Genomic DNA, 26,682 nt, shown 5'->3' on the forward strand with positions numbered 1-26,682 from the left:
TCAGGCCTACATTCGATATGCGTTGCTGTTCGTTATCTATTTCGAATCCGACGTGTATTCGTATTCGTAGTAACCGTAATCCTGATACCCGCTGGCGCGGCGGAAGATAGAGTTGAGGATCACCCCTTTCACCTGAATGCCGTTTTGCTCGAAGCGACTCAGGCTGGTTTCCACCTCTTTCAACGTGTTGACCGCATAACGGGCCACCATCAGCGTGGTTCCGACGTGACGACCCACGATAGCCGCATCGGTCACAGCCAGTATTGGCGGCGTATCAATCAGCACCAGGTCATAGTGCGAGCTGGCCCAGGCAATCAGTTCGCCGAAGCGCTCGCTCATCAAAAGTTCGGAAGGATTGGGAGGGATTTGACCGCGAGGGATCAGATCGAAATGCGCAATGGATGTCGGTTTCGCGCCAGATGAGATATCCCCCTTGCCGATGAGGATCTCAGACAGACCGTTAACGTTATTGGTCCCCAGCAGCTCGTGGGTATAGCCTTTACGCATATCGCAGTCGATCAACAGCACGCGTTTGTTGGTCTGGCTGATGACCGCCGCCAGGTTGGCGCAGACAAATGTTTTACCAATCGACGGGCTGACGCCGGTCAGCATCAATACGTTATTGCGCGCCTGCATCATGGCAAAGTGCAGGCTGGTACGCAGGCTGCGGACCGCTTCTATCGCGAGATCCGTCGGATTTCCCACCGCCAGTAACTGGCTTTGCTTGTAGCGTTTCACACCTTTGATGGTCTGAACGTTATCACGCGCTTTTTGCCATTCAGACAGCGGAATACTGGCATACACGCTGATACCATGTTCTTCCAGCACCTGCGGGCTTTCAATGCCGCGATTAAACAACGACCGCAGCAATACGCCCACCACTGAAAGCATCAAACCGAGAATGATACTGCCGAGAATGATGAGTGCCGTTTTCGGTTTCAACACGCCAGGCTGGGCAATCGCGGGATCGACGATACGCACATCTCCGACAGTACTGGCCTCGGTGATCTTCAGTTCCTGTTGCTTGTTCAGTAACTGCATATAGACCTGCTGACCGGACTCCACGTCGCGCGTCAGACGGACAATTTCCTGCTGCGTTTTTGGCATCGCTGTTACGCGTCCGTTCAGCTTGCTTTTCTCATCTTCCAACGCCTGGCGTTTTTCCAGCAACGTGCGGTACGCCGGATGCGCTTTAGTAAACAGCTTGGAAATTTCCGCTTCTTTGAAGGTCAGCTCATTAAGCTGCGCGTCAATATTCACCATTGAATCCAGCACCGCTTTGGCTTCCAGCGGCAAATCCACGGAGTCTTTGTCCTGACGAAAAGCATTTAACTTGTTTTCGGCAACGTCCAGCCGGTTACGCACCTCGGGGAGTTGCTTTGCCAGAAACGCCAGACTTTTAGCGGCCTCTTCAGATTTACGCTCCACGTTTTGTTGCAGATAGTTGCGGGTAATACTGTCAAGGATCTGGCGGATTTGCTCACGATCTTCGCCGGTAAAGGTCAGGCTCAATACGCCGGTATCTTTTCCGGTTTCCGTCACCATCAGATTATTTTGCAGGGTGTTTATCATGCCCAGCGTGGAGAATTTACGCACGGTAAATTGGCTCTCAGGGCTGGCATGAATAGCCTCCACCAGCATCGTCACGCCATCATGTTCCAGTATCTGTCCTACCTGCCCCTGGGCGCTAAATCCTCCGTCACTCACCAGTTGATAGCGTTTGTCATTCAGCACGCTGATTGTGAAGGTCTGTTCATTCATTGCCTTTGGCAGCGTGAAGGTGGTCACGTTTACTGTTTCGTTCTGACGGCCCATCAACCGATCCCAGCCCGCGCCAAAAATGGGGAACGTATCTTTGGTAACGGCAATATCCAGATTGAGATCGTCTACCGTTTTCCCCAATACCAGCCGTGACTGGATGAGCTGAATTTCCGCTTCAGAGGCCGGAGGTTTGTTCGACAACGCCGAGCCAATATCCTGCACCAGTGAATTTCCGGTATTTTGCTCAATTTGCACCAGCGCATCCGCACTGTAGATTGGTGTGGCAAACAGCGTGTAGATCGCGGCGCACAATGCAAATACCGCGGTGATGCCAAGTACCCACCAGCGGGCTTCCACCACCGTTGCGACCAGACGACCAATATCGATTTCATCATTGCCCGTTACCGGCGCAGCAGACTGTTTAACTTTTTCTGTCATTATTTTCCCTGCTCTGCGTTCAATGCCTGAGCCCATTGGCGGGCAGACCGTTCAAGTAATGCGTACACCGCGTCAAACGCGTCCCGGCTTTTACGATACGGATCGGGGATTTCACGCTCGCTGTCCCAGTGACCAAAGAGCATCACTTTGCCGCGCATCTCCGGCACCATTTCGCACAGAGCAGCAATATGGCGTTTTTCCATGGTCAGGATCAGGTCATATTCCCGGCACATTCGTCCCGAGATCTGCCGGGCACAATGATTCTCCAGAGACAGGTTGTGCGCCTGCGCCACGCTGATGGCGTTCGGATCCGCACCTTTGCCCACCAGCGCCCCGAGGCCAGCAGAAGATACCGTCAACGCCGGATGAAATTGTCTTAACAAGCGCTCTGCCGTCGGGGAGCGGCAAATGTTTCCCACACAGACAACTAATATTTTGTTAAACATGATGATTACCAGTTGTGAAGGTCGCTGGCCGTGTCCGTCATATAGCGAACACCGCTAATAGTCGGCAGCAACTGATTGATCAAACGGTTCCAGCGAGCAACCGGCGCAGTCGTGACATACACCACATCGTAGGGTTGAAGTCGGAATGAGGTCGCCATCACCAGCGATGTCGCATCGGACATATCAAGCTGATAGATATTGGCTATTTTGCCGTTGTTCCCGCCGTCGCCTTTCAATGGTCGAATAACAAAAATACCGCTGGCGTTGGAGGTGGTCAGATCGATACCTTCCGCGTTGCCCAGCGCTTCGGTAAGCGTCATGCCGCTGAAGTCCATTTTGAGGGTGCTCTGTTTTTTCACTTCGCCCATCACAAAGACTTTCAAATCGTCATTACGCGGCACAAACAGAATGTCGCCAGGATAGAGCAGACGGTTCTGGCTCAGGTCGCCATTTTGCATCAGCGCTTGCAGTGAAATGCGTTGCTCTTGCCCTTTATGAGTCAGTACAACGTTGCGCCAGTCTGCCGCCTCGGTAAGACCGCCAGCGGCGTTGATGGCATCGAGAACAGTAAGCGGCACGTTGGTAATGGCCTGCTGGCCGGATTTGTTTACCTGCCCGGAGACATAAGCCTTCTGCGAGCGGAAAGCGGCGATATTAACGTCCACCTGCGGGTCAGCAATGTACTTCGCTAAGCGCCCGGTAATATCACTACGAATTTCAGCCAACGTCTTTCCTACTACGCTGACTTTGCCGATGTAGGGGTAAAACATGGAGCCATCAGGCTGCACCCAGTTGCCGGTATCGCTTGAGCTACGATACTGCCCGGCGGGGGTGGTAAGTTCAGGGTGGTCCCAGACGGTCACATTCAGGACATCACCCGGACCGACCCGATACTGATACCCGGCAATCTCCTGGTCGAGAGACATATTAGGCTGTGCAACATTTGGTCGGGGACGTAATTGTTCGACCAGCCGCGGGGTGAGTGGATAAACATTCACCATGCGATCGATATCAAAATCAGCGTCCTGCTGTTTAATCACATCTTTGCCCATCGTAGACATATTGCTGCCCGGAAGCACGGTACAACCGTTTATCAAGATTACCGATACCAATACTGGCATCAATTTAAGTTTGGATTTCATCATTGATTATTTATCACTTTGGCAGAGTAATTATCACATGCAATCTAAATAGCGACTTCGCCTGTACGCATTTACCTTGCCGTTAATTGAAATGGAATTTAACTGGCATCAATCCTAAAAAAAATGAATTCATCTGCGGTCTCTTGACAGAATAATTTAGGCTTGTTTCAGGCGACCAGACACGCTACCGCCCCTGGCTTCAATAGCTACCAATGCACTGATTAATTTAAATTTTTATCTTCTCCTTTATTTTCATCACATTTACAGCGGCAACGCATCAGAAATAGCGCCTCTGATTGATGAGGAAATATTTGCCTTTTGATTATTACCGCAAGAATTGTTGCAGCTAAGAGAATGTCAGGCAAGATAACAAGCCGCCAGCAACTCGCTTTTAAGATTAATATTAAGCATTGAATTTGTATATTTTTAGGATTTTATTGATGTTGACAATATTGATATAGAAATATCCACCTGCGATATTTCCTAAATATATTTGGATTAATAAAATTATTTCCTGTAGTTACATTAAGGCTCATATCCTGCATTTGACCGGATATCGCTGACAGAGAAATCCCTCCTCGCCATTGCATTTTTCGCCAGTTTTACCCATGATCGAATTGTGACAATTGTCATACAACTATGGGTATAGCATTTACTATGGAATGGATTGCCGATCCGTCAATCTGGGCCGGACTGGTCACGTTAATCGTGATCGAACTTGTTCTTGGCATTGATAATCTTGTTTTTATTGCCATCCTCGCGGAGAAACTGCCTCCAGCCCAGCGGGATAAGGCGCGTATTACCGGGCTACTGCTGGCGATGGTCATGCGCCTGCTGCTGCTGGCATCAATATCCTGGCTGGTGACGCTGACTACGCCGCTGTTCAGCATTCGCGACCTGAGCTTCAGCGCCCGCGATCTGATCATGCTATTCGGTGGTTTCTTCCTGCTGTTTAAAGCCACTATGGAGCTAAATGAACGGCTGGAAGGAAAAGACAGCGATAACCCCACCCAACGTAAAGGTGCAAAGTTCTGGGGTGTCGTCGCGCAAATCGTGGTGCTGGACGCCATCTTCTCTCTGGATTCCGTCATTACAGCCGTTGGGATGGTCGATCACCTGGCGGTGATGATGGCTGCGGTAATCATCGCCATCAGCCTGATGGTGCTGGCCAGCAAGTCGCTGACGCGCTTTGTTAACAGCCATCCAACGATTGTCATTCTTTGTCTGAGCTTCCTGCTGATGATTGGTTTCAGCCTGGTTGCCGAAGGATTTGGTTTCCATATCCCGAAAGGTTACCTGTACGCCGCCATCGGCTTCTCGGTGATGATTGAAGCATTGAATCAGTTGGCTATCTTTAACCGTCGTCGCTTCTTGTCTGCCAACCATACCTTACGCCAGCGCACCGCTGAGGCGGTGATGCGGCTGCTGAGCGGGCAAAAAGAAGACGCCGAACTGGATGCCGAAACTGCGGCGATGCTGGCGGATCATCATGAAGGACAGATTTTTGCCCCTCAGGAACGGCGGATGATTGAACGCGTGCTGAACCTTAATCAGCGTACCGTCAGCAGCATCATGACCTCGCGCCACGATATTGAACACATCGACCTCAATGCGCCCGAAGCAGAAATCCGCGCTTTGCTGGAAAAAAACCAGCATACGCGTCTGGTGGTCACCGGCGAAGATGAGCAGGAAGAGTTGCTCGGCGTGGTGCATGTCATCGACCTGTTGCAGCAGTCCCTGCGCGGTGAGCCGCTCGATTTACGCGTCTTGATTCGTCAGCCGCTGGTGTTCCCGGAGACCCTGCCGCTGCTTCCGGCGCTTGAGCAGTTCCGTAATGCCCGAACGCACTTCGCTTTTGTGGCCGATGAATTTGGATCCGTCGAAGGGATTGTCACACTCAGCGACGTCATGGAAACCATCGCAGGTAACCTGCCGAACGAGGTAGAAGAGATTGATGCCCGCCATGATATCCAGAAAAATGCTGACGGTACCTGGACCGCTAACGGACATATGCCGCTGGAAGACCTGGTGCAGTACGTGCCTATCCCGTTGGACGATAAGCGTGAATATCACACCATTGCCGGGCTGTTAATGGAGTACTTGCAGCGCATCCCGAAAACCGGGGAGGAAGTACAGGTTGGCGATTTCCGATTGAAAACCCTGCAGGTGGAAAATCATCGCGTGCAAAAAGTCCAGCTGATACCGCTGCACAATGAAGAAGAGATGGATTACGAAGTGTAGTTCAAGAGCCGGAGGCGGCATCAGCCGCCATCCGGCAATATGAATCAGAGTTTATCCAGCAACTTTTTAACATCCTTGCCGTTGCGAGAGTCTTTGTTGCGATCGGCCCAGTCATTCAGACGACGTTTCGCTTCATCCTGCAGATGCTTACGCAAAAGCTGGTCGACCTGCAGATTGTAGTTCAGCGCCTGCCACTGACCGTAGACTCTGAGAGGTACCGGGGTGGCCTTCAGGAAGTTAATCAGCTTACTTTCGCCATCCCAGCCGCCGAGGACGCGAATATTAAACAGCGTGTCGCAATTCTGCTTCACCAGATCCAGCGTTCCCTTACCGGTCAGCGCCAGCATCGACGACTCACCGGCCATGTTATCCAGCGTAACCTCGCCATTATCCAGCGTCATATCGGTTACAAAACGATCGAGGCGAGTCACGTTATCCAGGTTTTGCTGGGCTTTAACATCCCCACCGCTACGCTCGACGGCCTGTTGTATCATCTGCTGGAAGTTCATCCCTTCCATTCGCGTATCGTTCATTTCGACATGGGCCTGCCCTTGCCAGCTATGACGAAACGCCTGAGCATCGATATCTGAGCCAGAGAAATCACCCGCCAGCGACAATTTGCCACTGAGGGCGATTGGATAGTCGAAAGCTTTCAGGATAGTACCAATTTCTACGCCATCCAGCCGCGGATGGAAGACCGCTCGCGGCTGCCCTTTTCTGGCATCCAGCGTACCGGGAAGCGACACCAGCCCGCCGTCACTTTTCCCCTGCAACTGGGCAACGTTCAATAAGCCGAACTGGTTGTCAATTTTTGCCGAGACATTGTCAAACGCCATTTTCCGCCACAGCACTTTGTCAGCCTGCAAAGCGATGTCTGCCGAAAAGCCCTTAAGTCCCTGATACGAAACGGCATCAACCTGCGAAGCAATGACGGGGCGCGCCAGCGTTGGCTGACTCTGACCTTGCTGAGCCTCACCGTTAGTGGTCGTCGCAGCCTCACGTTGTACGAGCAGATTATCCAGATTGAGCTGGCCAAACTTGAGGTCGACGATCCATTCTGGTTTATCCAACAATGACACGTGAACTTGCCCGGCGAGAGAGCTGTCGTTAGCGGTCAAATGAATCTGGCTAAACGCGAGCTGTTTTTTCTCTTCCAGCCACTGTGCCTGAAGCTGTCCCTGACCCTTGATCCCCTGCGCCGGCAGATCGGCTCCCTGCAGTTGCCAGCTTAGCTGTTGAATATTCGCGGATAAGTTGTGCGGATAGTCGGAAGCATCGACGGTGCCGTTGAAAGATAAAGCAAGGTCACGCTGATCGCGGTTCACGCGCCCAGAGAAATCAAACGTGCCGCGGTGCTGGTTATCCTGTTCCATGTCCAGACGAATATCGCGAACCGTGACCTGCTCATCGTCTTCATGCTGGAAGACCAGGACACTATCGGCAACGCGCAGGCGCGCAATGTCAAACGACCACCCTCTGTCTTCAGCCAGGTCGGGCAACGTATTGTCTTTTGGAGCCACGGGCGCATCTTCGCCGCGCACCGCTTCAGTTTGCGGGGTCAGTTGAATCACCGCGCCTTTGAGCATTACCTGCTTCACGCTGAGCTGGTGACTCAATAGTGGCCACAACGCGACGTCAAGACGCATATTATCGGCACGAATCAGGGGTTCGCTGGCGCCTTCAGCGGTTAACACCATGCGCCCCGAGAGGATACTCAGTTGAGGCCATACGTGCCAACGCAGAGGACCATCCAACTGCAGTTGATATCCGCTACGCGCCGCAACCTGCTTGACCATATACGCGCGGAAATCGTTCGGATTCACCAACAGTACTAACGCAGAAAAACCGGCCACCAGCACAACCAGTAAGATCATCAGCGTCGTCAGAAATCGTCTCATGCTATCCCCAATGGACTGAAAAAACTCAGTCTTTATCGATTCGGCTGGCAACGGCGCCCTGCTGATCGCGATACTTTGCATCCTGACGACGGTTGTAAGGTCGCGCCGCCGGACCAGAAAGCGGTTCGAAGCTTAATGCGCCAATCGGCATGCCTGGACGCAGGGCCAGCGGTAGTTTCCCGGAGTTGTAAAACTCCAGTACGATGCAGCCAGACCAGCCCGGATCGATGCGGTGTGCGGTGACGTGTACCATCAGTCCCAGACGCGCCAGCGAAGAACGTCCATCTAACCAACCGACGAGATCGGAAGGCAGCGTCACGGATTCGAACGTCACTGCCAGCGCCAGTTCGCCCGGGTGCAGGAAAAACGCCTCGCCGTCTTTAAGGACGATTTCATCACTCATCACGCGATCCAGCGCGGCGCTGACTTCATCTTTCGGCCCGCTCAAATCGATATACGCCGCCGTATGACCGCGGAACGTACGGAATTTGTTGCCAAGGCGCACATCTACCGTGGCGCCGTTGATTCGCTCGACAGGAGGGCGTGGATTGATCGACAGGCGACCTTCATCCAACCAGGCTTCAATATCTCGGTCACATAAACGCATGGCACTTTCTCCTTTCGTGCTTCAACCCCTTAATGCCAGGTGCGTTAAGGGTGAACCAGGTTATCACTGAACGGTACACAATTCGCTGAACTTATTCAAAGAACTGACTGATTTTAGCCTTCAGAATATCGATGGCGATGCGGTTTTTACCCCCGCGCGGCACAATGATGTCGGCGTATTGTTTTGAAGGCTCAATAAATTGCAGGAACATCGGGCGGACGGTTTTCTGGTATTGCGCCATCACAGAATCCATTGAACGACCACGTTCGTTCACATCCCGCTTGATACGGCGCATCAGGCAAATATCCAGCGGCGTATCGACAAAAATAGAGAAGTTCATCTCATCGCGCAAACGCGCATCCGTGAGCAGCAAAATGCCTTCCAGGATGATGACTTTTTTGGGTTCGATGTGAATAGTGTCTTGCGTGCGCGTATGCTCAACGTAGCTGTACACAGGCAGCTCAATGGCACTGCCGCGTTTCAGAGTTTGCAAATGTTGGAACAGCAGGCTGTGATCCATCGCGTTCGGATGGTCGTAGTTGGTTTTTACACGTTCTTCCATCGACAGATGGCTTTGATCTTTGTAATAGCTGTCTTCGGGAATAACGCCAATATGTTCGTCACCGACTTGTTCACGCAATTCGCGATAAAGAGTACTGGCAATAAGACTCTTGCCGGAAGCCGATGCGCCGGCAATGCCGATAATGACGCACTGATGGGACTGATCAGTCATAAATTTAGCGACCTGATTAACCTGGATGTAAGGAAGGGCGGCGCCGAAACGCCAAACGCGGCAATTATAGGGATTTCAGCAGCGCGATGCCAGCCCAGCCTGCACCAATGCTGTCCCTGTCGCAAATTTAAACGGTCATATTTAAAGCATGCGCTACATTTATTCATCAGCCTTAGTAATTAATAGCTTGAGAGTGTTAATTTATGAGCAGCTGGCGTATAAATTGTAAATTATTTGTACTAGCATAATCCCAGATTAAATGTGATGCGTCCGGCATCTCTACTGGGCGACACCGGCTATTTGGGTAGAGTGGTAATGAGTAAACAATCCCAACATGTTTTAGTTACCTTACCTCATCCTCTACTGCGCCTGGCCAGTTTAGGTCTGGTGGCTTTCATCTTTACGCTGTTCTCGCTGGAACTGTCTCGATTCGGTGCACAACTGGCGCCGCTGTGGTTTCCGACCTCGATCATGATGGTGGCTTTTTATCGTCATGCAGGAAAAATGTGGCCAGGAATCGCGCTGGCGTGCTCATTTGGTAACATCGGGGCTTCTTTACTCTTTTTCCCCGGCGAGTCGCTTAGCTTTACCTACACAGCCATCAACATTATTGAGGCTGTCGTTGGGGCAATGTTATTGCGCAAACTACTGCCCTGGTACAATCCCTTAAAAAATCTTAACGACTGGGCACGCCTGGCGTTCGGCAGCGCCGTTGTCCCTCCGCTATTGGGTGGTTTACTATTGTGGTTACTTTTACCGCGGGAAACGTCGTTAAATACTTTTCTTATTTGGGTGCTTTCAGAATCCATCGGCGCGCTAGCGCTGGTGCCGTTAGGTTTACTGTTTAAGCCACATTATTTGCTGCGCCACCGCAATCCGCGATTACTGTTCGAGACGTTAATTACGCTCCTGGTAACCCTAACGTTCAGTTGGCTGTCCATGATGTATCTTCCATGGCCTTTTACCTGCGTAATCGTCCTGTTGATGTGGAGCGCTGTGCGTCTGCCGCGCATGGAGGCGTTTTTAATTTTCCTCAGCACCGTGATGATGGTTTCGCTGATGCTTGCCGCCGACCCTTCGCTGCTCTATACCCCCAAGCCCAATATGATGACGGATATCCCCTGGCTGCCGTTTTTGATGATTTTGCTACCAGCCAATATGATGACCATGGTGATGTATGCGTTTCGGGCCGAACGCAAGCACATCTCAGAAAGCGAATCGCGCTTTCGCAACGCAATGGAGTATTCGGCAATTGGCATGGCGCTGGTCGGTACCGAGGGGCAATGGCTACAGGCCAATAAAGCCTTGTGCCAGTTTCTGGGCTATAGCCAGGATGAGCTGCGTTCGCTCACCTTCCAGCAATTAACCTGGCCGGAAGATCTGAATAATGACCTCGAACAGTTGGAGATGCTGACTCGCGGTGAAATCAACAGCTATTCCATGGAAAAACGCTATTACACCCGCGAGGGCGAGGTCGTCTGGGCCTTGCTGGCGGTGTCACTGGTACGTCATAGCGACGATACCCCACTCTACTTTATTGCGCAGGTTGAAGACATTAACGATCTGAAGCATACCGAGTGGATCAACAAACGGCTGATGGAGCGCATCACGCTCGCTAATGAAGCCGGGGGGATCGGCATTTGGGAATGGGAACTGCAGCCTGATGTGATCAGCTGGGATAAGCGTATGTTTGACCTCTACGAAGTCCCTGCGCATATCAAACCCAGTTGGCAAGTCTGGTATGAGTGCGTTGTACCTGAAGATCGCGAACACGCCGAAAATGTGATTCGCGATTCGCTGGCCGCTCGGGCTCCCTTTAAGCTTGAGTTTCGTATTGCGGTAAAAGATGGCATCCGGCACATCCGCTCTCTGGCTAACCGGGTGCTGAATAAAGACGGCGAAGTTGAACGCTTACTTGGCATCAATATGGATATGACAGAAGTAAAGCAGCTCAACGAAGCGTTGTTCCAGGAAAAAGAACGTCTGCACATTACGCTGGATTCCATCGGCGAAGCGGTTATTTGTATTGATGTCGACATGAATGTGACTTTTATGAACCCGGTCGCCGAGAAAATGAGCGGCTGGCAGCAGGAAAGCGCGATCGGCATTCCGCTCCTGACGGTGTTGCGAATTACTTTCGGCGATAACGGCCCGCTGATGGAAAATATCTACAGTGCAGACATGTCGCGTACGGCCATCGAACAGGAAGTGGTGTTGCATTGTCGCAACGGCAACAGTTATGACATTCAGTACAGCATCACCCCCCTCAGCACTCTCGATGGCGGTAGCATTGGCTCGGTGCTGGTCATTCAGGATGTCACCGAGTCACGTAAAATGCTGCGCCAGCTTAGCTACAGTGCCTCGCATGACGACCTGACGCAGCTGGCAAATCGGGTCAGCTTTGAAAACCATCTCAAGCAGTTGCTGCATACGGTACACGACGCGCACCAGCGTCATGTGCTGGTTTTTATCGATCTGGATCGCTTTAAAGCGGTGAATGATAGCGCAGGCCATGCCGCGGGCGATGCCCTGCTGCGTGAACTCTCTTCGCTGATGCTAAGCATGCTGCGATCCAGCGATATGCTGGCGCGCCTTGGCGGCGATGAGTTTGGCCTGCTGCTGCCAGATTGTAATATCGAAAGCGCCCGCTTTATCTCAGGTCGCATCATCAGCGCGGTTAACGATTACCACTTTATGTGGGAAGGCCGTTTGCACCGTATTGGCGCCAGCGCGGGGATTACGTTGATTGATGAGAAAAACCATATCGCGACCGACGTTATGTCTCAGGCGGATATCGCCTGCTACGCGGCGAAAAACAGCGGACGTGGACGAGTCTGCGTCTATGAACCCCAGCAAAGCCAGGCCCATGCCTCGCGTAGCCAACTGTCACTGGACGAACAAAGACACACCATCACACACAACCCCATGCTGATGATCGCCAGAGGCGTGGCTTCACCGCGTATCCCAGAGACGTTTAGCTTCTGGCTGATATCGTTACGCTTAGGGACCGCAGAAGGCGAAGTGATTGAAGAGCACACTTTCCGTAATGGGTTGGTCGATCCCGCGTTGAATCAAGCGCTCGACCGGCGGGTATTCAGCGAATTCTTCCAGAATGCTGCTTCGGCTGTCGCCAGCAAGGGCCTCAGTATTGCCCTGCCCCTTTCAGCCGCCGGGCTGCTCAATTCAGAACTTATAGATGAGCTACTGGATCAATTGCAACACAGTCCGTTACCGCCACGGTTGCTGCATCTGACCGTTCCGGCTAGCGCCATCAAAACCAATTCAACGCAGGCGATATCCGCCCTGCATCGGCTACGTCAGTTCGGCTGTCGAATTGTGTTAAGCCAGGTCGGTCGTGATTTAGAGCTTTTTGACAACCTGAAGTATCACATTGTCGATTACCTGTTGCTCGACAGCGAGCTAAGCGCCAGCGCTCACGGCGACCTGATTGATGAAATGTGGGTGTCCATTATCCAGGGCCATGCCCAGCGCCTGGACATTAAAACCATCGCTGGCCCGGTGCAACTGCCGCTGATCATGGATGCACTTTCAGGCATCGGTATCGACATGATTTATGGCGATATTATTGCCGATGCCCAACCGCTGGATCTGCTACTGAATACCAGTAATTTCGCCATCAACTGACGGATTCCAGCCATCCGTATACCAGATATGCAAAAGCGCATAGGAGCGCCAGGGCTTCCAGCGCTCGGCATAGCGCCGGATCTGCGCTGGCGTCATGCCGGGAAAACGCTGTTTAATCAGGTAATCATCCGGCAGAAAAACATCTTTCGCCTGCCAACCACGTAGCGCGAAATAGTTGGCGGTCCAGCGTCCTATCCCGGGAAAGGTTTGTAGCTGCTTAACGCCTTGCTCAATATCGTCCGGGGCTGTTGTCGCAAGCGTGCCCTCAAGCGTTGCGCGAGCAAGGTGAATCAACGCCTCAGCGCGTTTGAGCGGCATGCCTAACGCTTTCAGGTCCAGTGGATCTGCGTTAGCAAGCGCTTCAGGCACAGGAAAACAAACGTACCCCGGCGCATCTTCCAGCGTATCCCCATAAGCGTGCGCTACTTTCGCCGTCAGTTTTGCTGCCATCGCCACGCTGACTAACTGGCCTAAAATTGCCCGAACCCCTTGCTCAAACGCATCGACACATCCCGGCAGGCGCAGTCCCGGACGCGCCGCACCGAGGTTGCCCAGCGCGCTGACAATTTGCTGCGGGCAACAGGTAAGATCGAACAAGCGTGTTATTTTTGCCAGGCACTCGGAGGCTACCGGTTGCAATCCTGAGCTTAACGTCACGTGTAGCACGTTGGCGTGCAAATCTGGTACGACGCGCACCAGACCTTGATGCTTCCCTATGGACAGGCTTCTGGCATAACTCAGTTCTTCTACAGTTTCGATACCTTCAACCGCACGGGCGGCAAGAAATCCCAGCATCCAGGGCCAGTCATAAGGCGGTTGCCAGCTCAGCGTGAACATTCGGTTTTCCTTTTTAAGCAAACCTACAGCATAAACGGTATTCAACTGATGCGCCTTGCTTTCATATTCCAGTTGTCGGAGCGTCAACATTTCGTTAAAGTCACGCCCCTTCTTCACTGGCATGGGGATTTTTACGGTGTTTATTGGTTTTGACTACGGTACGGCAAACTGTTCAGTGGCCGTTATGCGTGACGGGCAGCCTCACCTGCTCAAAATGGAAAATAACAGCACGCTTCTGCCCTCAATGCTTTGCGCACCAACGCGCGAAGCGGTCAGCGAGTGGCTGTATCGCCACCACGACGTCCCGACCACGGACGATGAAACGCAGGCGCTGCTTCGCCGTGCAATGCGCTATAACCGCGAAGAAGACATTGACGTTAACGCCAACAGCGTGCAGTTCGGTCTGGCGTCGCTGGGTCAGTATATTGAAGACCCGGAAGAGGTGTACTTCGTTAAATCGCCAAAATCATTTTTGGGTGCCAGCGGTCTGAAGCCGCAGCAGGTTGCGCTGTTTGAAGATCTGGTCTGCGCGATGATGCTGCACATACGCAACCAGGCGCAAAACCAGTTGCCGGAAGCCATCACTCAGGCTGTTATTGGTCGTCCCATCAACTTCCAGGGGTTAGGTGGCGATGACGCCAACGCCCAGGCGCAAGGTATTCTTGAACGTGCGGCCAAACGCGCCGGTTTTCAGGATGTCGTCTTCCAGTACGAGCCGGTAGCGGCGGGACTGGATTACGAAGCCTCGTTGCAGGATGAGAAACGCGTTCTGGTGGTGGATATTGGCGGGGGTACGACCGACTGTTCACTGCTGCTGATGGGGCCGCAATGGCATCAGCGCGCCGATCGCGAAAACAGCCTGCTGGGACACAGTGGCTGCCGCGTAGGCGGGAACGATCTGGATATCGCGCTGGCGTTTAAACACCTGATGCCATTGCTTGGTATGGGCGGCGAAACTGAAAAAGGTATCGCTTTACCTATTCTGCCCTGGTGGAACGCGGTCGCAATCAACGATGTTCCCGCGCAAAGTGATTTCTACAGCAGCGCCAACGGTCGATTGCTCAACGATCTTGTCCGCGACGCGAGAGAAGCCGATAAAGTCGCTCTGCTGCTTAAAGTCTGGCGCGAGCGTCTGAGCTATCGCCTGGTACGCAGTGCAGAAGAGAGCAAAATCGCGCTTTCCGATCAGGCCATTGTTACGGCGGCGATACCGTTTATCAGCAACACGCTGGCAACCGATATCAGTCAATACGGACTGGAAGCTGCGCTCAACCAGCCCCTGGCGCGCATTCTTGAGCAGGTTCAGTTGGCGCTGGAAAACGCGCAGGAAAAACCGGACGTGATTTACCTGACCGGCGGCAGCGCGCGTTCGCCGCTGATTAAAAAAGCACTTGCCCAGCAGCTTCCCGGGATCCCGATTGCAGGTGGCGATGATTTCGGTTCCGTTACCGCCGGACTGGCCCGCTGGGCTGATGTTGTTTTCCGCTAAGCCGCTCGCAAGCTGAAAGGTGTGCGTATTGACATCACTGTTGCAGTGGCTTATTTTCAGGAGTGAGGGTTAGGGAGGGTTTCCCCTCCCCCTGGTGTCTTAGTATGCCGCGAAGCTAATGACTAAGAGTATCACCAGTATGATGACCTGCTTCATCATAACCCTTTCCTTATTTTGGCCCCTTCCTCGGGAGGGGCTTTCCCGTTCCAGCGTCCCGCTGAAATCTCTGGCTTTCCTCCTTTTTGCCTTAAACGCACTCTAGCGCACTATTTCTTCTTCGCCGTTTTCAGCGCTTAATGTTGCGTAACGCCTCGCAAAGCCGCGTCAGCATTCAGACGAATCCCGACAGTGTTTCATAATTCCTCCATTTTTCTCCCTTGTTCGCTGGCTAAACTAGTATCATTCCGCGAATCGTTTCAGGATGAGAAACTTATAACAATGAAAGGCAGTAAAAAATCCCGCTGGGTGATAGCAATCGCGATCGTCGTGGCCACCGTCGCCGCCATCTGGTTCTGGCATAGCCGCAGCGGCTCCCAGGAAACCGCACCGGGCGCGACCAAACCCGCGCAGAATGCGCCAGGTTCAGGGCGGCGTGGAATGCGCTCCGGACCGTTAGCTCCCGTCCAGGCTGCCACCGCCGCCGTTGAAGCCGTTCCGCGTTATCTGACAGGGCTGGGTACCATTACTGCCGCAAATACCGCTACGGTACGTAGTCGGGTAGATGGTCAGCTCATCGCCTTGCACTTCGAGGAAGGACAGCAGGTGAAAGCCGGCGACCTGCTGGCAGAGATAGATCCCAGCCAGTTCAAAGTCGCTCTGGCGCAGGCGCAGGGACAACTGGCAAAAGATAAAGCCACGCTGGCGAATGCCCGTCGCGATCTTGCCCGTTATCAACAGCTGGTAAAAACCAATCTGGTCTCCCGCCAGGAGCTGGATGCCCAGCAGGCACTGGTAAATGAAACGTTAGGGACAATCAAAGCTGATGAAGCCAGCGTCGCCAGCGCTCAGTTGCAGCTCGACTGGAGCCGGATAACCGCCCCTGTTGATGGTCGTGTCGGTCTGAAACTGGTCGATATCGGCAACCAAATTTCCAGCGGCGATACCACCGGTATCGTCGTTATTACGCAAACGCATCCTATCGACCTGATATTCACTTTGCCTGAAAATGACATTGCTACCGTAATCCAGGCGCAAAAATCGGGAACGCCGTTAAAGGTCGAAGCCTGGGACCGAACCAATTCGCAAAAGCTGAGCGAAGGCGTCCTGCTCAGTCTCGACAATCAGATTGATGCCACCACCGGAACCATTAAAGTTAAAGCCCGCTTTAACAATCAGGATGATGCTTTATTCCCTAACCAGTTCGTTAACGCTCGCATGCTGGTCGACACACAACAAAATGCCGTTGTGATCCCAACAGCTGCCCTGCAAATGGGCAATGAGGGCCATTTTGTCTGGGTACTGAACAGCGATAACAAAGTGAGCAAACATCTTGTTAAACCCGGTATTCAGGATAGCCAAAAAGTGGTGATCTCCGCTGGATTGTCCGCAGGCGATCGGGTCGTAACCGACGGCATTGACCGCCTGACGGAAGGCGCAAAAGTCGAAGTCGTTGAGGCGCACGATGCCTCAGCGACGGGCGAAAAAACTGCGCCACGCGGATACAGCAAAAAAGGAGCCAACTCCTGATGCAGGTGTTACCTCCGGACAACACAGGCGGGCCATCGCGCCTGTTTATTCTGCGCCCCGTCGCCACCACGCTGCTGATGGTGGCGATTATGCTTGCCGGTGTTATCGGTTATCGCTTCCTGCCGATCGCTGCCTTACCCGAAGTCGATTACCCCACGATCCAGGTTGTTACGCTCTATCCCGGCGCCAGCCCGGACGTCATGACCTCAGCAGTCACCGCGCCGCTTGAGCGTCAGTTCGGACAGATGTCAGGCTTAAAACAGATGTCCTCGCAAAGTTCCGGCGGCGCATCGGTAGTAACACTGCAGTTCCAGCTCACGCTGCCGCTGGACGTTGCTGAACAGGAAGTCCAGGCTGCGATTAACGCCGCCACCAACCTGTTACCGAACGATCTGCCTAACCCGCCGGTGTACAGCAAGGTAAATCCGGCGGATCCACCGATCATGACGCTGGCGGTCACCTCCAGCGCCATGCCGATGACGCAGGTGGAAGATATGGTCGAGACCCGCGTCGCGCAGAAAATATCCCAGGTTTCCGGCGTCGGTCTGGTGACGCTGTCCGGTGGGCAACGTCCAGCAGTGCGCGTGAAGCTTAATGCGCAGGCCATTGCCGCGCTCGGTCTGACCAGCGAAACCATCCGTACGGCCATTACCGGCGCTAACGTCAATTCGGCAAAAGGGAGTCTTGATGGCCCAACGCGTGCCGTTACCCTTTCAGCCAACGACCAGATGCAGTCCGCAGACGAATATCGTCAGCTCATTGTTGCCTATAAAAATGGTGCGCCGGTTCGTCTGGGCGATGTCGCCACCGTCGAACAAGGTGCAGAAAACAGCTGGCTGGGCGCATGGGCCAATAAGCAACAAGCTATAGTCATGAATGTTCAGCGCCAGCCTGGAGCGAACATCATCTCCACGGCAGACAGTATCCGCCAGATGCTGCCGCAGCTCACCGACAGCCTGCCCAAATCAGTTAAGGTCAGCGTGCTTTCGGATCGTACGACCAATATTCGTGCGTCTGTTGCTGACACCCAGTTCGAGCTAATGCTGGCGATTGCGCTGGTAGTCATGATTATCTACCTGTTTTTGCGCAATATTCCGGCGACTATTATTCCCGCGGTTGCCGTTCCGCTATCGTTAATCGGCACCTTCGCGGTAATGGTATTTCTTGATTTCTCTATCAATAACCTGACCCTCATGGCGCTAACCATCGCCACCGGCTTTGTGGTGGATGACGCCATCGTGGTGATTGAGAACATTTCACGTTATATCGAAAAAGGCGAAAAACCGCTGACCGCCGCCCTGAAAGGTGCAGGTGAGATTGGGTTTACCATCATCTCTCTGACATTTTCACTGATCGCCGTGCTAATCCCGCTGTTGTTTATGGGGGATATCGTGGGCCGGTTGTTCCGTGAGTTTGCCGTTACGCTGGCCGTGGCGATTCTGATTTCCGCCGTCGTCTCACTCACCCTCACGCCGATGATGTGCGCACGTATGCTTAGTCAGGCCTCGTTGCGTAAGCAGAACCGCTTCTCCCGCGCTTCGGAGCGAATGTTCGAACGCATCATTGCCGGGTACGGACACTGGCTGGCAAAAGTGCTTAACCACCCTTGGCTCACGCTGGGCGTGGCACTCGGCACGCTGGCACTGAGCGTCATGCTCTGGGTCTTTATTCCCAAAGGTTTCTTCCCAATCCAGGACAACGGCATTATCCAGGGTACGCTACAGGCACCGCAGTCCAGCTCATTTGCCAGCATGGCCCAGCGCCAGCGTCAGGTTTCAGATGTCATCCTTCAGGATCCGGCGGTAGAGAGCCTGACCGCTTTTATTGGCGTGGATGGCACTAACCCGGCACTGAACAGCGCACGTTTGCAAATCAATCTTAAACCGCTGGATGAGCGCGACGATCGCGTACAGAAAGTGATCGCGCGGCTACAGGACGCGGTTGACAGAGTACCCGGCGTCGACCTTTATCTTCAGCCCACCCAGGATCTGACGATTGATACCCAGGTCAGCCGGACGCAATATCAGTTTACGCTGCAAGCAACGTCCCTGGATGCCCTCAGCACCTGGGTTCCACAACTGTTAGCAAAACTACATCAGCTACCGCAACTGTCCGATGTCAGTAGCGACTGGCAGGATAAAGGCCTGGTGGCGTATGTGAACGTCAATCGCGACAGCGCCAGCCGTTTAGGCATCAGCATGGCGGATGTCGATAACGCTCTGTACAACGCCTTCGGCCAGCGACTGATTTCAACCATTTACACCCAGGCAAACCAGTATCGCGTGGTGTTAGAGCATGACACTAATAGTACGCCGGGACTTGCCGCGCTCGACACTATCCGCCTGACCAGTAGCGAAGGCGGCGTGGTACCGCTCAGCGCGATAGCAAACATTGAACAGCGTTTCGCCCCACTGTCGATTAACCATCTCGATCAGTTCCCGGTCACCACCATCTCGTTCAACGTGCCGGACGATCATTCACTGGGCGATGCGGTGCAGGCGATTCTGGATGCCGAAAAAACGCTTAACCTGCCCGTGAATATTACCACCCAGTTCCAGGGCAGCACGCTCGCTTTCCAGGCCGCGCTGGGTAACACCATCTGGTTGATTGTGGCTGCGGTTGTCGCGATGTATATCGTGCTCGGCGTGCTGTATGAGAGCTTTATTCACCCGATTACCATTCTCTCCACGCTACCCACGGCGGGCGTCGGGGCGCTTCTGGCGTTAATGATTGCCGGGAGCGAACTGGACGTCATCGCGATTATCGGCATTATTTTGCTCATTGGTATCGTCAAGAAAAACGCCATCATGATGATCGACTTCGCCCTGGCTGCAGAGCGCGAACAGGGCATGGCACCGCGCGAAGCCATTTTCCAGGCCTGCCTGCTGCGTTTTCGCCCAATTCTGATGACCACGCTGGCAGCACTGCTCGGCGCCTTGCCGCTGATGTTAAGTACCGGCGTAGGTGCCGAATTACGCCGCCCATTAGGAATTGGTATGGTCGGCGGGCTGCTGGTAAGCCAGGTATTAACCCTGTTTACCACCCCGGTGATTTATCTGCTGTTTGACCGTTTGTCGCTGTATGTGAAAAGCCGCTTCCCGCGCCAGGAAGAGGAAGCGTAAATGAAATTTTTTGCGCTTTTCATTCATCGTCCGGTGGCGACCATTCTCATTTCGGTAGCGATCACCCTGTGCGGGATACTGGGCTTTCGTCTGCTGCCGGTCGCTCCGCTGCCGCAGGTGGATTTTCCGGTGATCATGGTCAGCGCCTCGTTACCGGGGGCGTCGCCTGAGACAATGGCATCATCCGTTGCCACCCCGCTGGAGCGCTCGCTGGGGCGCATCGCGGGCGTGAACGAAATGACGTCGAGCAGTTCGCTTGGCAGTACGCGCATTATTCTCGAATTTAAATTCGACCGCGACATCAATGGTGCGGCGCGGGATGTTCAGGCCGCAATTAACGCGGCGCAAAGCCTGCTACCAAGCGGAATGCCAAGCCGACCAACGTACCGCAAAGCCAACCCTTCCGATGCGCCAATCATGATCCTGACGCTCACATCGGACACTTACTCGCAGGGTGAATTATACGATTTCGCATCAACTCAATTAGCGCAGACCATCGCGCAAATCGACGGAGTGGGCGATGTAGACGTTGGAGGCAGCTCTTTGCCTGCCGTGCGCGTAGGGCTCAATCCGCAAGCGCTGTTTAACCAGGGCGTGTCGCTGGACGACGTACGTAGCGCAATTGACAACGCCAACGTGCGTAAGCCGCAGGGCGCTATCGAGAATGATGCCCATCGCTGGCAGGTACAAACCAACGATGAGCTGAAAACCGCCGCCGAATATCAACCCATTATCATTCACTACAACAACGGCGCTGCAGTGCGACTGGGCGACGTTGCGTCTGTAACTGATTCGGTGCAGGACGTTCGTAACGCGGGGATGACCAATGCCAAACCGGCCATTCTGCTGATGATCCGCAAACTGCCGGAAGCCAATATTATTCAGACGGTAGACAGCATTCGCGCCAAATTACCGGAGTTACAAACGATGGTCCCGGCCGCCATCGATCTGCAAATCGCTCAGGACCGTTCGCCGACTATTCGCGCCTCACTGGAGGAAGTCGAACAGACGCTGATTATCTCCGTTGCGCTGGTTATCCTGGTGGTCTTTGTTTTCCTGCGCTCCGGGCGCGCGACCCTGATCCCCGCGGTAGCGGTTCCGGTCTCGCTCATCGGGACGTTTGCCGCCATGTATCTGTGTGGATTCAGTCTGAACAACCTGTCGTTGATGGCGTTAACCATTGCCACAGGATTTGTCGTTGATGATGCCATCGTGGTGCTGGAAAATATTTCCCGTCACCTGGAAGCGGGAATGAAGCCGCTCCAGGCGGCGTTACAAGGAACGCGTGAAGTGGGATTCACGGTGCTCTCCATGAGCCTGTCGCTGGTGGCGGTGTTCCTGCCGCTACTGTTAATGGGTGGATTACCTGGGCGCTTGCTGCGCGAGTTTGCCGTCACGTTGTCGGTTGCTATTGGTATATCGCTGCTGGTATCGCTGACCTTAACGCCAATGATGTGCGGCTGGATGCTTAAATCGAGCGCCCCGCGCGAACAGTCCCGGAAACGGGGTTTTGGTCGTGTGCTGGTCGCGCTGCAGCAAAGTTACGGCACTTCGCTTAAATGGGTGCTGCGCCATACGCGACTGGTAGGCGTGGTGTTACTTGGCACCATTGCGCTGAATATCTGGCTTTATATTTCCATCCCCAAAACCTTCTTCCCGGAGCAGGATACGGGCGTATTGATGGGGGGGATCCAGGCCGACCAGAGCATCTCTTTCCAGGCGATGCGCGGCAAACTGCAGGATTTTATGAAGATAATCCGCGACGACCCGGCGGTGAATAACGTCACCGGCTTTACCGGTGGTTCACGGGTTAACAGCGGGATGATGTTTATTACCCTCAAGCCACGCGGTGAGCGCCATGAAACCGCTCAGCAGGTGATCGACCGCCTGCGTGTCGCGCTTGCCAAAGAACCCGGAGCAAACCTGTTTCTGATGGCGGTGCAGGACATTCGCGTCGGCGGTCGTCAGGCCAACGCCAGCTATCAATACACTCTGTTGTCAGATGACCTCGCGGCACTGCGCGAGTGGGAACCGAAGATCCGTAAGGCGCTTGCCGCCCTGCCCCAACTGGCGGACGTCAACTCCGATCAGCAGGACAATGGCGCGGAGATGAATCTGATTTACGATCGCGACACCATGTCTCGTTTGGGGATCGACGTTGCCGCCGCCAACAGCCTGTTGAATAACGCTTTCGGACAACGGCAGATTTCAACTATCTATCAACCGATGAACCAGTACAAAGTGGTGATGGAAGTCGATCGACGTTACACCCAGGACATCAGCGCGCTGGATAAAATGTTCGTCATCAACAATGACGGTAAGGCCATCCCGCTATCGTACTTTGCAAAATGGCAACCGGCGAATGCCCCGCTGTCGGTGAACCATCAGGGCTTGTCCGCCGCCTCAACCGTGTCGTTTAACCTGCCGACAGGGTCTTCACTGTCCGAAGCGACAGAGGCCATCAACCGAACCATGACCCAGCTCGGCGTCCCGTCCACGGTTCGCGGCAGCTTTGCCGGAACGGCACAGGTATTTCAGGACACCATGAACTCACAGGTGATCCTGATTATTGCCGCCATCGCCACGGTCTACATCGTGCTGGGTATGCTGTATGAAAGCTATGTCCATCCGCTGACCATTCTCTCCACGCTACCTTCGGCTGGCGTCGGAGCGTTGCTGGCACTGGAACTGTTCAATGCCCCGTTCAGCCTAATCGCCCTGATAGGGATCATGCTATTAATTGGCATTGTGAAGAAAAACGCCATCATGATGGTCGATTTTGCGCTGGAAGCGCAGAGAAACGGTAAGCTGCAGCCGGAAGAAGCTATCTTCCAGGCCTGCCTGTTGCGCTTTCGCCCAATAATGATGACCACGCTGGCGGCGTTGTTTGGCGCGTTGCCGCTGGTGTTATCCGCAGGGGATGGCTCCGAACTGCGCCAGCCTTTGGGGATAACCATTGTCGGTGGGCTGGTTGTGAGCCAACTCCTGACGCTGTACACCACGCCCGTGGTCTATCTCTTTTTCGACCGTCTGCGTCTGCGTTTTTCGCGTAAAAACAGCAAACCGGTAGCAGAGCTATGACAGAACTTCCCGACAGCACCCGCTGGCAACTTTGGATTGTGGCATTCGGCTTTTTTATGCAGTCGCTGGATACCACCATCGTTAATACCGCGCTTCCCTCAATGGCGGCAAGCCTCGGGGAAAGCCCGTTACACATGCATATGGTCATTGTGTCATATGTTTTAACCGTTGCCGTGATGCTGCCCGCCAGCGGATGGCTGGCGGACAAAGTTGGCGTGCGTAATATCTTCTTCACCGCCATTATCCTGTTTACGCTTGGCTCGCTGTTTTGTGCCGGGTCCAGCACCCTCAACGAGCTGGTGATGGCGCGCGTCTTACAAGGCGTTGGCGGTGCGATGATGGTGCCGGTCGGCAGGCTAACGGTGATGAAAATCGTCCCGCGTGAGCAATATATGGCGGCGATGACGTTTGTCACTTTGCCCGGTCAGATTGGTCCTCTGCTGGGGCCGGCATTAGGCGGGATTCTGGTTGAGTACGCCTCCTGGCACTGGATATTTTTGATTAACATTCCGGTTGGTATTGTCGGCGCGATAGCGACGTTAATGTTGATGCCCAACTACACCATGCAAACCCGACGCTTCGACCTCTCGGGATTCGCGATGCTGGCGGTCGGCATGGCGGTACTGACGCTGGCGCTCGATGGCAGTAAAGGAACTGGCCTCTCCAGTTTCACGCTGGCGGCGCTGGTTATCTGCGGGGTGTTGGCTATTGCGCTGTATCTGAAACACGCCCATCGAAATCCACGCGCGCTGTTCAGCCTGAATCTGTTTCGCACACCAACCTTCTCGCTGGGGCTGTTCGGCAGTTTTGCCGGACGCATCGGCAGCGGCATGCTGCCGTTTATGACGCCGGTGTTTTTACAGATTGGTCTCGGTTTTTCACCTTTTCATGCCGGGCTGATGATGATCCCAATGGTGCTGGGTAGTATGGGTATGAAGCGCATTGTGGTACAGGTCGTTAACCGCTTTGGCTACCGTCGCGTACTGGTCGCCACAACGCTTGGCCTGTCGCTGGTCAGTTTGCTGCTGATGACCACCGCGCTGCTCGGCTGGTATTACGCTCTCCCCTTCGTGCTGTTCTTACAGGGAATGGTCAACTCAACGCGCTTTTCATCCATGAACACCCTGACGTTAAAAGACCTGCCTGACGATCTCGCCAGCAGCGGCAATAGCCTGCTGTCGATGATCATGCAACTGTCGATGAGTATTGGGGTAACCATCGCAGGCCTGCTGCTAGGTATGTTCGGTCAGCAGCATATTGCCATCGATAGCGGTAGTACGCATACCGTCTTTATGTATACCTGGCTGTGCATCGCCTTCATTATTGCGCTGCCCGCCATTATTTTTGCCCGCGTGCCGAACGACACGCAAACCAACGCGGTGATTTCACGGCGCAAAAGGAGCACCTGATGAAGTTCTGGCGGCCCGGTATCACCGGCAAACTGTTTCTGGCGATTTTCGCCACCTGCATCGTATTGCTGATCAGCATGCACTGGGCCGTACGCATAAGCTTCGAACGTGGTTTTATTGACTATATCAAGCACGGTAACGAACAGCGGCTGCAAATGCTCAGCGACGCATTAAGCGAGCAGTATGAGCAGCACGGCAACTGGCGGTTCTTGCGCAATAACGATCGTTTTGTTTTTCAGATCCTGCGCTCTTTTGAACACGACAACGACGATGATAAGCCAGGTCCAGGCATGCCGCCGCACGGCTGGCGTACGCAGTTTTGGGTTGTTGATCAAAATGCCCACGTTCTGGTCGGTCCGCGTGCTCCGGTCCCCCGCGACGGTATGCGCCACCCTATCCGCGTCAACGGTAGCGAAGTGGGCGCCGTGATTGCCTCTCCCGTGGAACGCTTAACGCGGAATACGGATATCAATTTCGACATGCAGCAAAGGCGTTCCAGTTGGCTCATCGTCGCGCTCTCCACAATCCTGGCGGCACTGGCAACGTTTACGCTGGCGCGCAGCCTGCTGGCCCCGGTCAAGCGGTTGGTGGAAGGCACCCATAAACTGGCGGCAGGCGATTTCACCACTCGCGTTGCGCCAACCAGTACGGATGAGCTGGGCAAACTGGCGCAGGACTTCAACCAGCTCGCCAGTACGTTGGAAAAAAACCAGCAGATGCGTCGAGATTTTATGGCCGATATTTCTCACGAGCTGCGCACGCCGCTGGCGGTGTTACGCGGTGAACTGGAGGCCATTCAGGATGGCGTACGCCAGTTTACCCCTGACTCCGTCGCCTCGTTGCAGGCTGAAGTCGGTACCCTCACCAAGCTGGTGGACGATCTTCATCAGCTCTCTATGTCTGACGAAGGCGCGCTGGCTTACCAGAAAACCTCGCTGGATCTCATACCCCTTCTGGAAGTAGCAAGCGGCGCATTTCGTGAACGCTTCGCCAGCCGTGGACTGACGATACAACTTTCGCTCCCCGACAGCATGACAGTATTTGGCGACAGGGATCGTCTGATGCAGTTGTTCAACAATCTGCTGGAAAACAGCCTGCGCTACACCGACAGCGGCGGCGGGCTGCACATCAGCGCCGAACAACGCGAGCGTATGGTTTTAATAACCTTTGCGGATTCCGCTCCCGGCGTAAGTGACGGCCAGTTACAGAAGCTGTTTGAGCGATTTTATCGCACCGAAGGCTCGCGTAACCGCGCCAGCGGAGGTTCCGGGTTGGGGCTGGCGATTTGCGTCAATATCGTACAGGCGCATAATGGTCTGATCCGTGCCGCCCATTCGCCTTTTGGCGGGGTTAGCATTACAGTAGAGTTACCGCTGGAACGCGATTTACAGAGAGATGTATGACTGAGTTACCCATTGATGAAAACACGCCGCGTATTCTGATCGTGGAAGACGAGCCCAAGCTGGGACAACTGCTTATCGATTATCTGCGTGCGGCAAGTTACGCGCCTACGCTCATCAGCCATGGCGATTTGGTGCTGCCTTACGTGCGTCAAACGCCGCCCGATCTGATCCTGTTGGATCTGATGCTGCCCGGTACCGATGGCCTGACCCTGTGTCGGGAAATTCGCCGTTTCTCTGAAATCCCTATCATGATGGTAACCGCCAAGATAGAAGAAATTGATCGCCTGCTGGGGCTGGAGATTGGTGCGGATGATTATATTTGCAAGCCCTACAGCCCGCGCGAAGTTGTGGCTCGCGTGAAAACAATTCTGCGGCGTTGTAAACCGCAGCGCGAACTGCAACAAATGGATGCCGACAGCCCGCTGATTGTCGATGAAGGTCGCTTTCAGGCATCGTGGCGGGGGAAAATGCTCGACTTAACGCCGGCTGAATTTCGCTTACTCAAAACGCTGTCGCATGAACCGGGAAAAGTGTTCTCTCGTGAACAGTTGCTCAATCATCTCTATGACGATTACCGCGTCGTCACCGACCGCACCATCGACAGCCATATTAAGAACCTGCGACGCAAGCTGGAGTCGCTGGATGCGGAGCAGTCGTTTATCCGCGCGGTCTATGGCGTAGGATATCGCTGGGAAGCGGACGCCTGCCGAATTGCTTAATGTCTTTAAAGGATGCATACATGAA

General features: G+C 53.9%; 17 protein-coding genes. 9 read left to right on the forward strand and 8 right to left on the reverse strand.

The features are described from left to right. Positions 1-36 precede the first annotated feature (36 nt). The 3 genes from wzc to OGV94_RS08210 are packed head-to-tail and all read right to left on the reverse strand — an operon-like array spanning position 37 to position 3,790. The gene (gene wzc / locus OGV94_RS08200) at positions 37-2,199 is read right to left on the reverse strand and encodes a tyrosine-protein kinase Wzc (protein WP_043016883.1); all 2,163 of its coding nucleotides are present in this window, start codon (positions 2,197-2,199) and stop codon (positions 37-39) included. Continuing rightward, positions 2,199-2,645 (reverse strand): low molecular weight protein-tyrosine-phosphatase Wzb, encoded by a 447-nt coding sequence (gene wzb, locus OGV94_RS08205; protein ID WP_043016884.1) that lies wholly within the window; start codon positions 2,643-2,645, stop codon positions 2,199-2,201. Before wzb ends, wzc begins: the two co-directional genes overlap by 1 nt. Before the next feature lie 5 nt (positions 2,646-2,650). After that, positions 2,651-3,790 carry a polysaccharide export protein gene (locus tag OGV94_RS08210; protein WP_043016885.1) on the reverse strand — a complete coding sequence of 380 codons (1,140 nt, stop codon included), beginning with the start codon at positions 3,788-3,790 and terminating at the stop codon, positions 2,651-2,653. A gap of 654 nt (positions 3,791-4,444) precedes the next feature. Between OGV94_RS08210 and OGV94_RS08215 the strand changes: the two genes are divergently transcribed. Next, the gene (locus OGV94_RS08215) at positions 4,445-6,028 is read left to right on the forward strand and encodes a TerC family protein (RefSeq protein WP_043016886.1); all 1,584 of its coding nucleotides are present in this window, start codon (positions 4,445-4,447) and stop codon (positions 6,026-6,028) included. A 44-nt stretch (positions 6,029-6,072) separates the two neighbouring features. On the opposite strand, the gene asmA is transcribed toward OGV94_RS08215, so the two are convergent. The 3 genes from asmA to udk form a co-directional block, all read right to left on the reverse strand. Beyond that, a complete protein-coding gene (gene asmA / locus OGV94_RS08220) occupies positions 6,073-7,926 on the reverse strand; it encodes an outer membrane assembly protein AsmA (RefSeq protein WP_286523055.1) in 1,854 nt (617 codons plus the stop codon). Between the two features lie 25 nt (positions 7,927-7,951). Beyond that, the gene (dcd, locus tag OGV94_RS08225) at positions 7,952-8,533 is read right to left on the reverse strand and encodes a dCTP deaminase (RefSeq protein WP_003036774.1); all 582 of its coding nucleotides are present in this window, start codon (positions 8,531-8,533) and stop codon (positions 7,952-7,954) included. Positions 8,534-8,624: 91 nt separating this feature from the next. Continuing rightward, positions 8,625-9,266 carry a uridine kinase gene (udk, locus tag OGV94_RS08230; RefSeq protein ID WP_003036776.1) on the reverse strand — a complete coding sequence of 214 codons (642 nt, stop codon included), beginning with the start codon at positions 9,264-9,266 and terminating at the stop codon, positions 8,625-8,627. 315 nt (positions 9,267-9,581) lie between these two features. On the opposite strand from udk, the gene OGV94_RS08235 reads away from it, so the two are divergent. Beyond that, complete coding sequence (locus OGV94_RS08235; protein ID WP_043017943.1) at positions 9,582-12,911, forward strand: diguanylate cyclase; 3,330 nt, start codon at positions 9,582-9,584, stop codon at positions 12,909-12,911. Here OGV94_RS08235 and alkA read toward each other — a convergent pair. Next, positions 12,879-13,748, reverse strand: a complete 870-nt coding sequence (gene alkA / locus OGV94_RS08240) for a DNA-3-methyladenine glycosylase 2 (RefSeq protein WP_193145552.1) — start codon at positions 13,746-13,748, stop codon at positions 12,879-12,881. The genes OGV94_RS08235 and alkA overlap by 33 nt on opposite strands. 136 nt (positions 13,749-13,884) lie before the next feature. Between alkA and yegD the strand changes: the two genes are divergently transcribed. After that, on the forward strand, positions 13,885-15,237 hold the full coding sequence (gene yegD, locus OGV94_RS08245; RefSeq protein WP_213733603.1) for a molecular chaperone: 1,353 nt from the start codon (positions 13,885-13,887) through the stop codon (positions 15,235-15,237). A gap of 99 nt (positions 15,238-15,336) precedes the next feature. Here yegD and OGV94_RS08250 read toward each other — a convergent pair whose 3' ends face one another. Then, positions 15,337-15,396, reverse strand: coding sequence for a type I toxin-antitoxin system Ibs family toxin (locus tag OGV94_RS08250; protein ID WP_100280300.1), 60 nt, complete (start codon positions 15,394-15,396; stop codon positions 15,337-15,339). Positions 15,397-15,675: 279 nt separating this feature from the next. Between OGV94_RS08250 and OGV94_RS08255 the strand changes: the two genes are divergently transcribed. From OGV94_RS08255 to baeR, 6 genes are read left to right on the forward strand one after another with little or no spacing between them, the layout of a single operon-like run. Then, positions 15,676-16,923 (forward strand): MdtA/MuxA family multidrug efflux RND transporter periplasmic adaptor subunit, encoded by a 1,248-nt coding sequence (locus OGV94_RS08255; protein ID WP_043016890.1) that lies wholly within the window; start codon positions 15,676-15,678, stop codon positions 16,921-16,923. After that, positions 16,923-20,045 carry an MdtB/MuxB family multidrug efflux RND transporter permease subunit gene (locus OGV94_RS08260; protein ID WP_043016891.1) on the forward strand — a complete coding sequence of 1,041 codons (3,123 nt, stop codon included), beginning with the start codon at positions 16,923-16,925 and terminating at the stop codon, positions 20,043-20,045. Before OGV94_RS08255 ends, OGV94_RS08260 begins: the two co-directional genes overlap by 1 nt. After that, the gene (gene mdtC / locus OGV94_RS08265) at positions 20,046-23,126 is read left to right on the forward strand and encodes a multidrug efflux RND transporter permease subunit MdtC (RefSeq protein WP_080624947.1); all 3,081 of its coding nucleotides are present in this window, start codon (positions 20,046-20,048) and stop codon (positions 23,124-23,126) included. Then, positions 23,123-24,535, forward strand: a complete 1,413-nt coding sequence (locus tag OGV94_RS08270; protein ID WP_080624946.1) for an MFS transporter — start codon at positions 23,123-23,125, stop codon at positions 24,533-24,535. The genes mdtC and OGV94_RS08270 overlap by 4 nt, the downstream gene beginning before the upstream one ends. Next, on the forward strand, positions 24,535-25,938 hold the full coding sequence (gene baeS, locus OGV94_RS08275) for an envelope stress sensor histidine kinase BaeS (protein ID WP_043016894.1): 1,404 nt from the start codon (positions 24,535-24,537) through the stop codon (positions 25,936-25,938). Before OGV94_RS08270 ends, baeS begins: the two co-directional genes overlap by 1 nt. Further along, complete coding sequence (gene baeR / locus OGV94_RS08280; RefSeq protein ID WP_043016895.1) at positions 25,935-26,657, forward strand: envelope stress response regulator BaeR; 723 nt, start codon at positions 25,935-25,937, stop codon at positions 26,655-26,657. The genes baeS and baeR overlap by 4 nt, the downstream gene beginning before the upstream one ends. The last annotated feature ends 25 nt before the right edge of the window (positions 26,658-26,682 follow it).

Origin of the sequence: Citrobacter sp. Ce006 (assembly GCF_030336535.1) — a bacterium.
GTDB classification, from domain to species: Bacteria; Pseudomonadota; Gammaproteobacteria; order Enterobacterales; family Enterobacteriaceae; genus Citrobacter; species Citrobacter europaeus.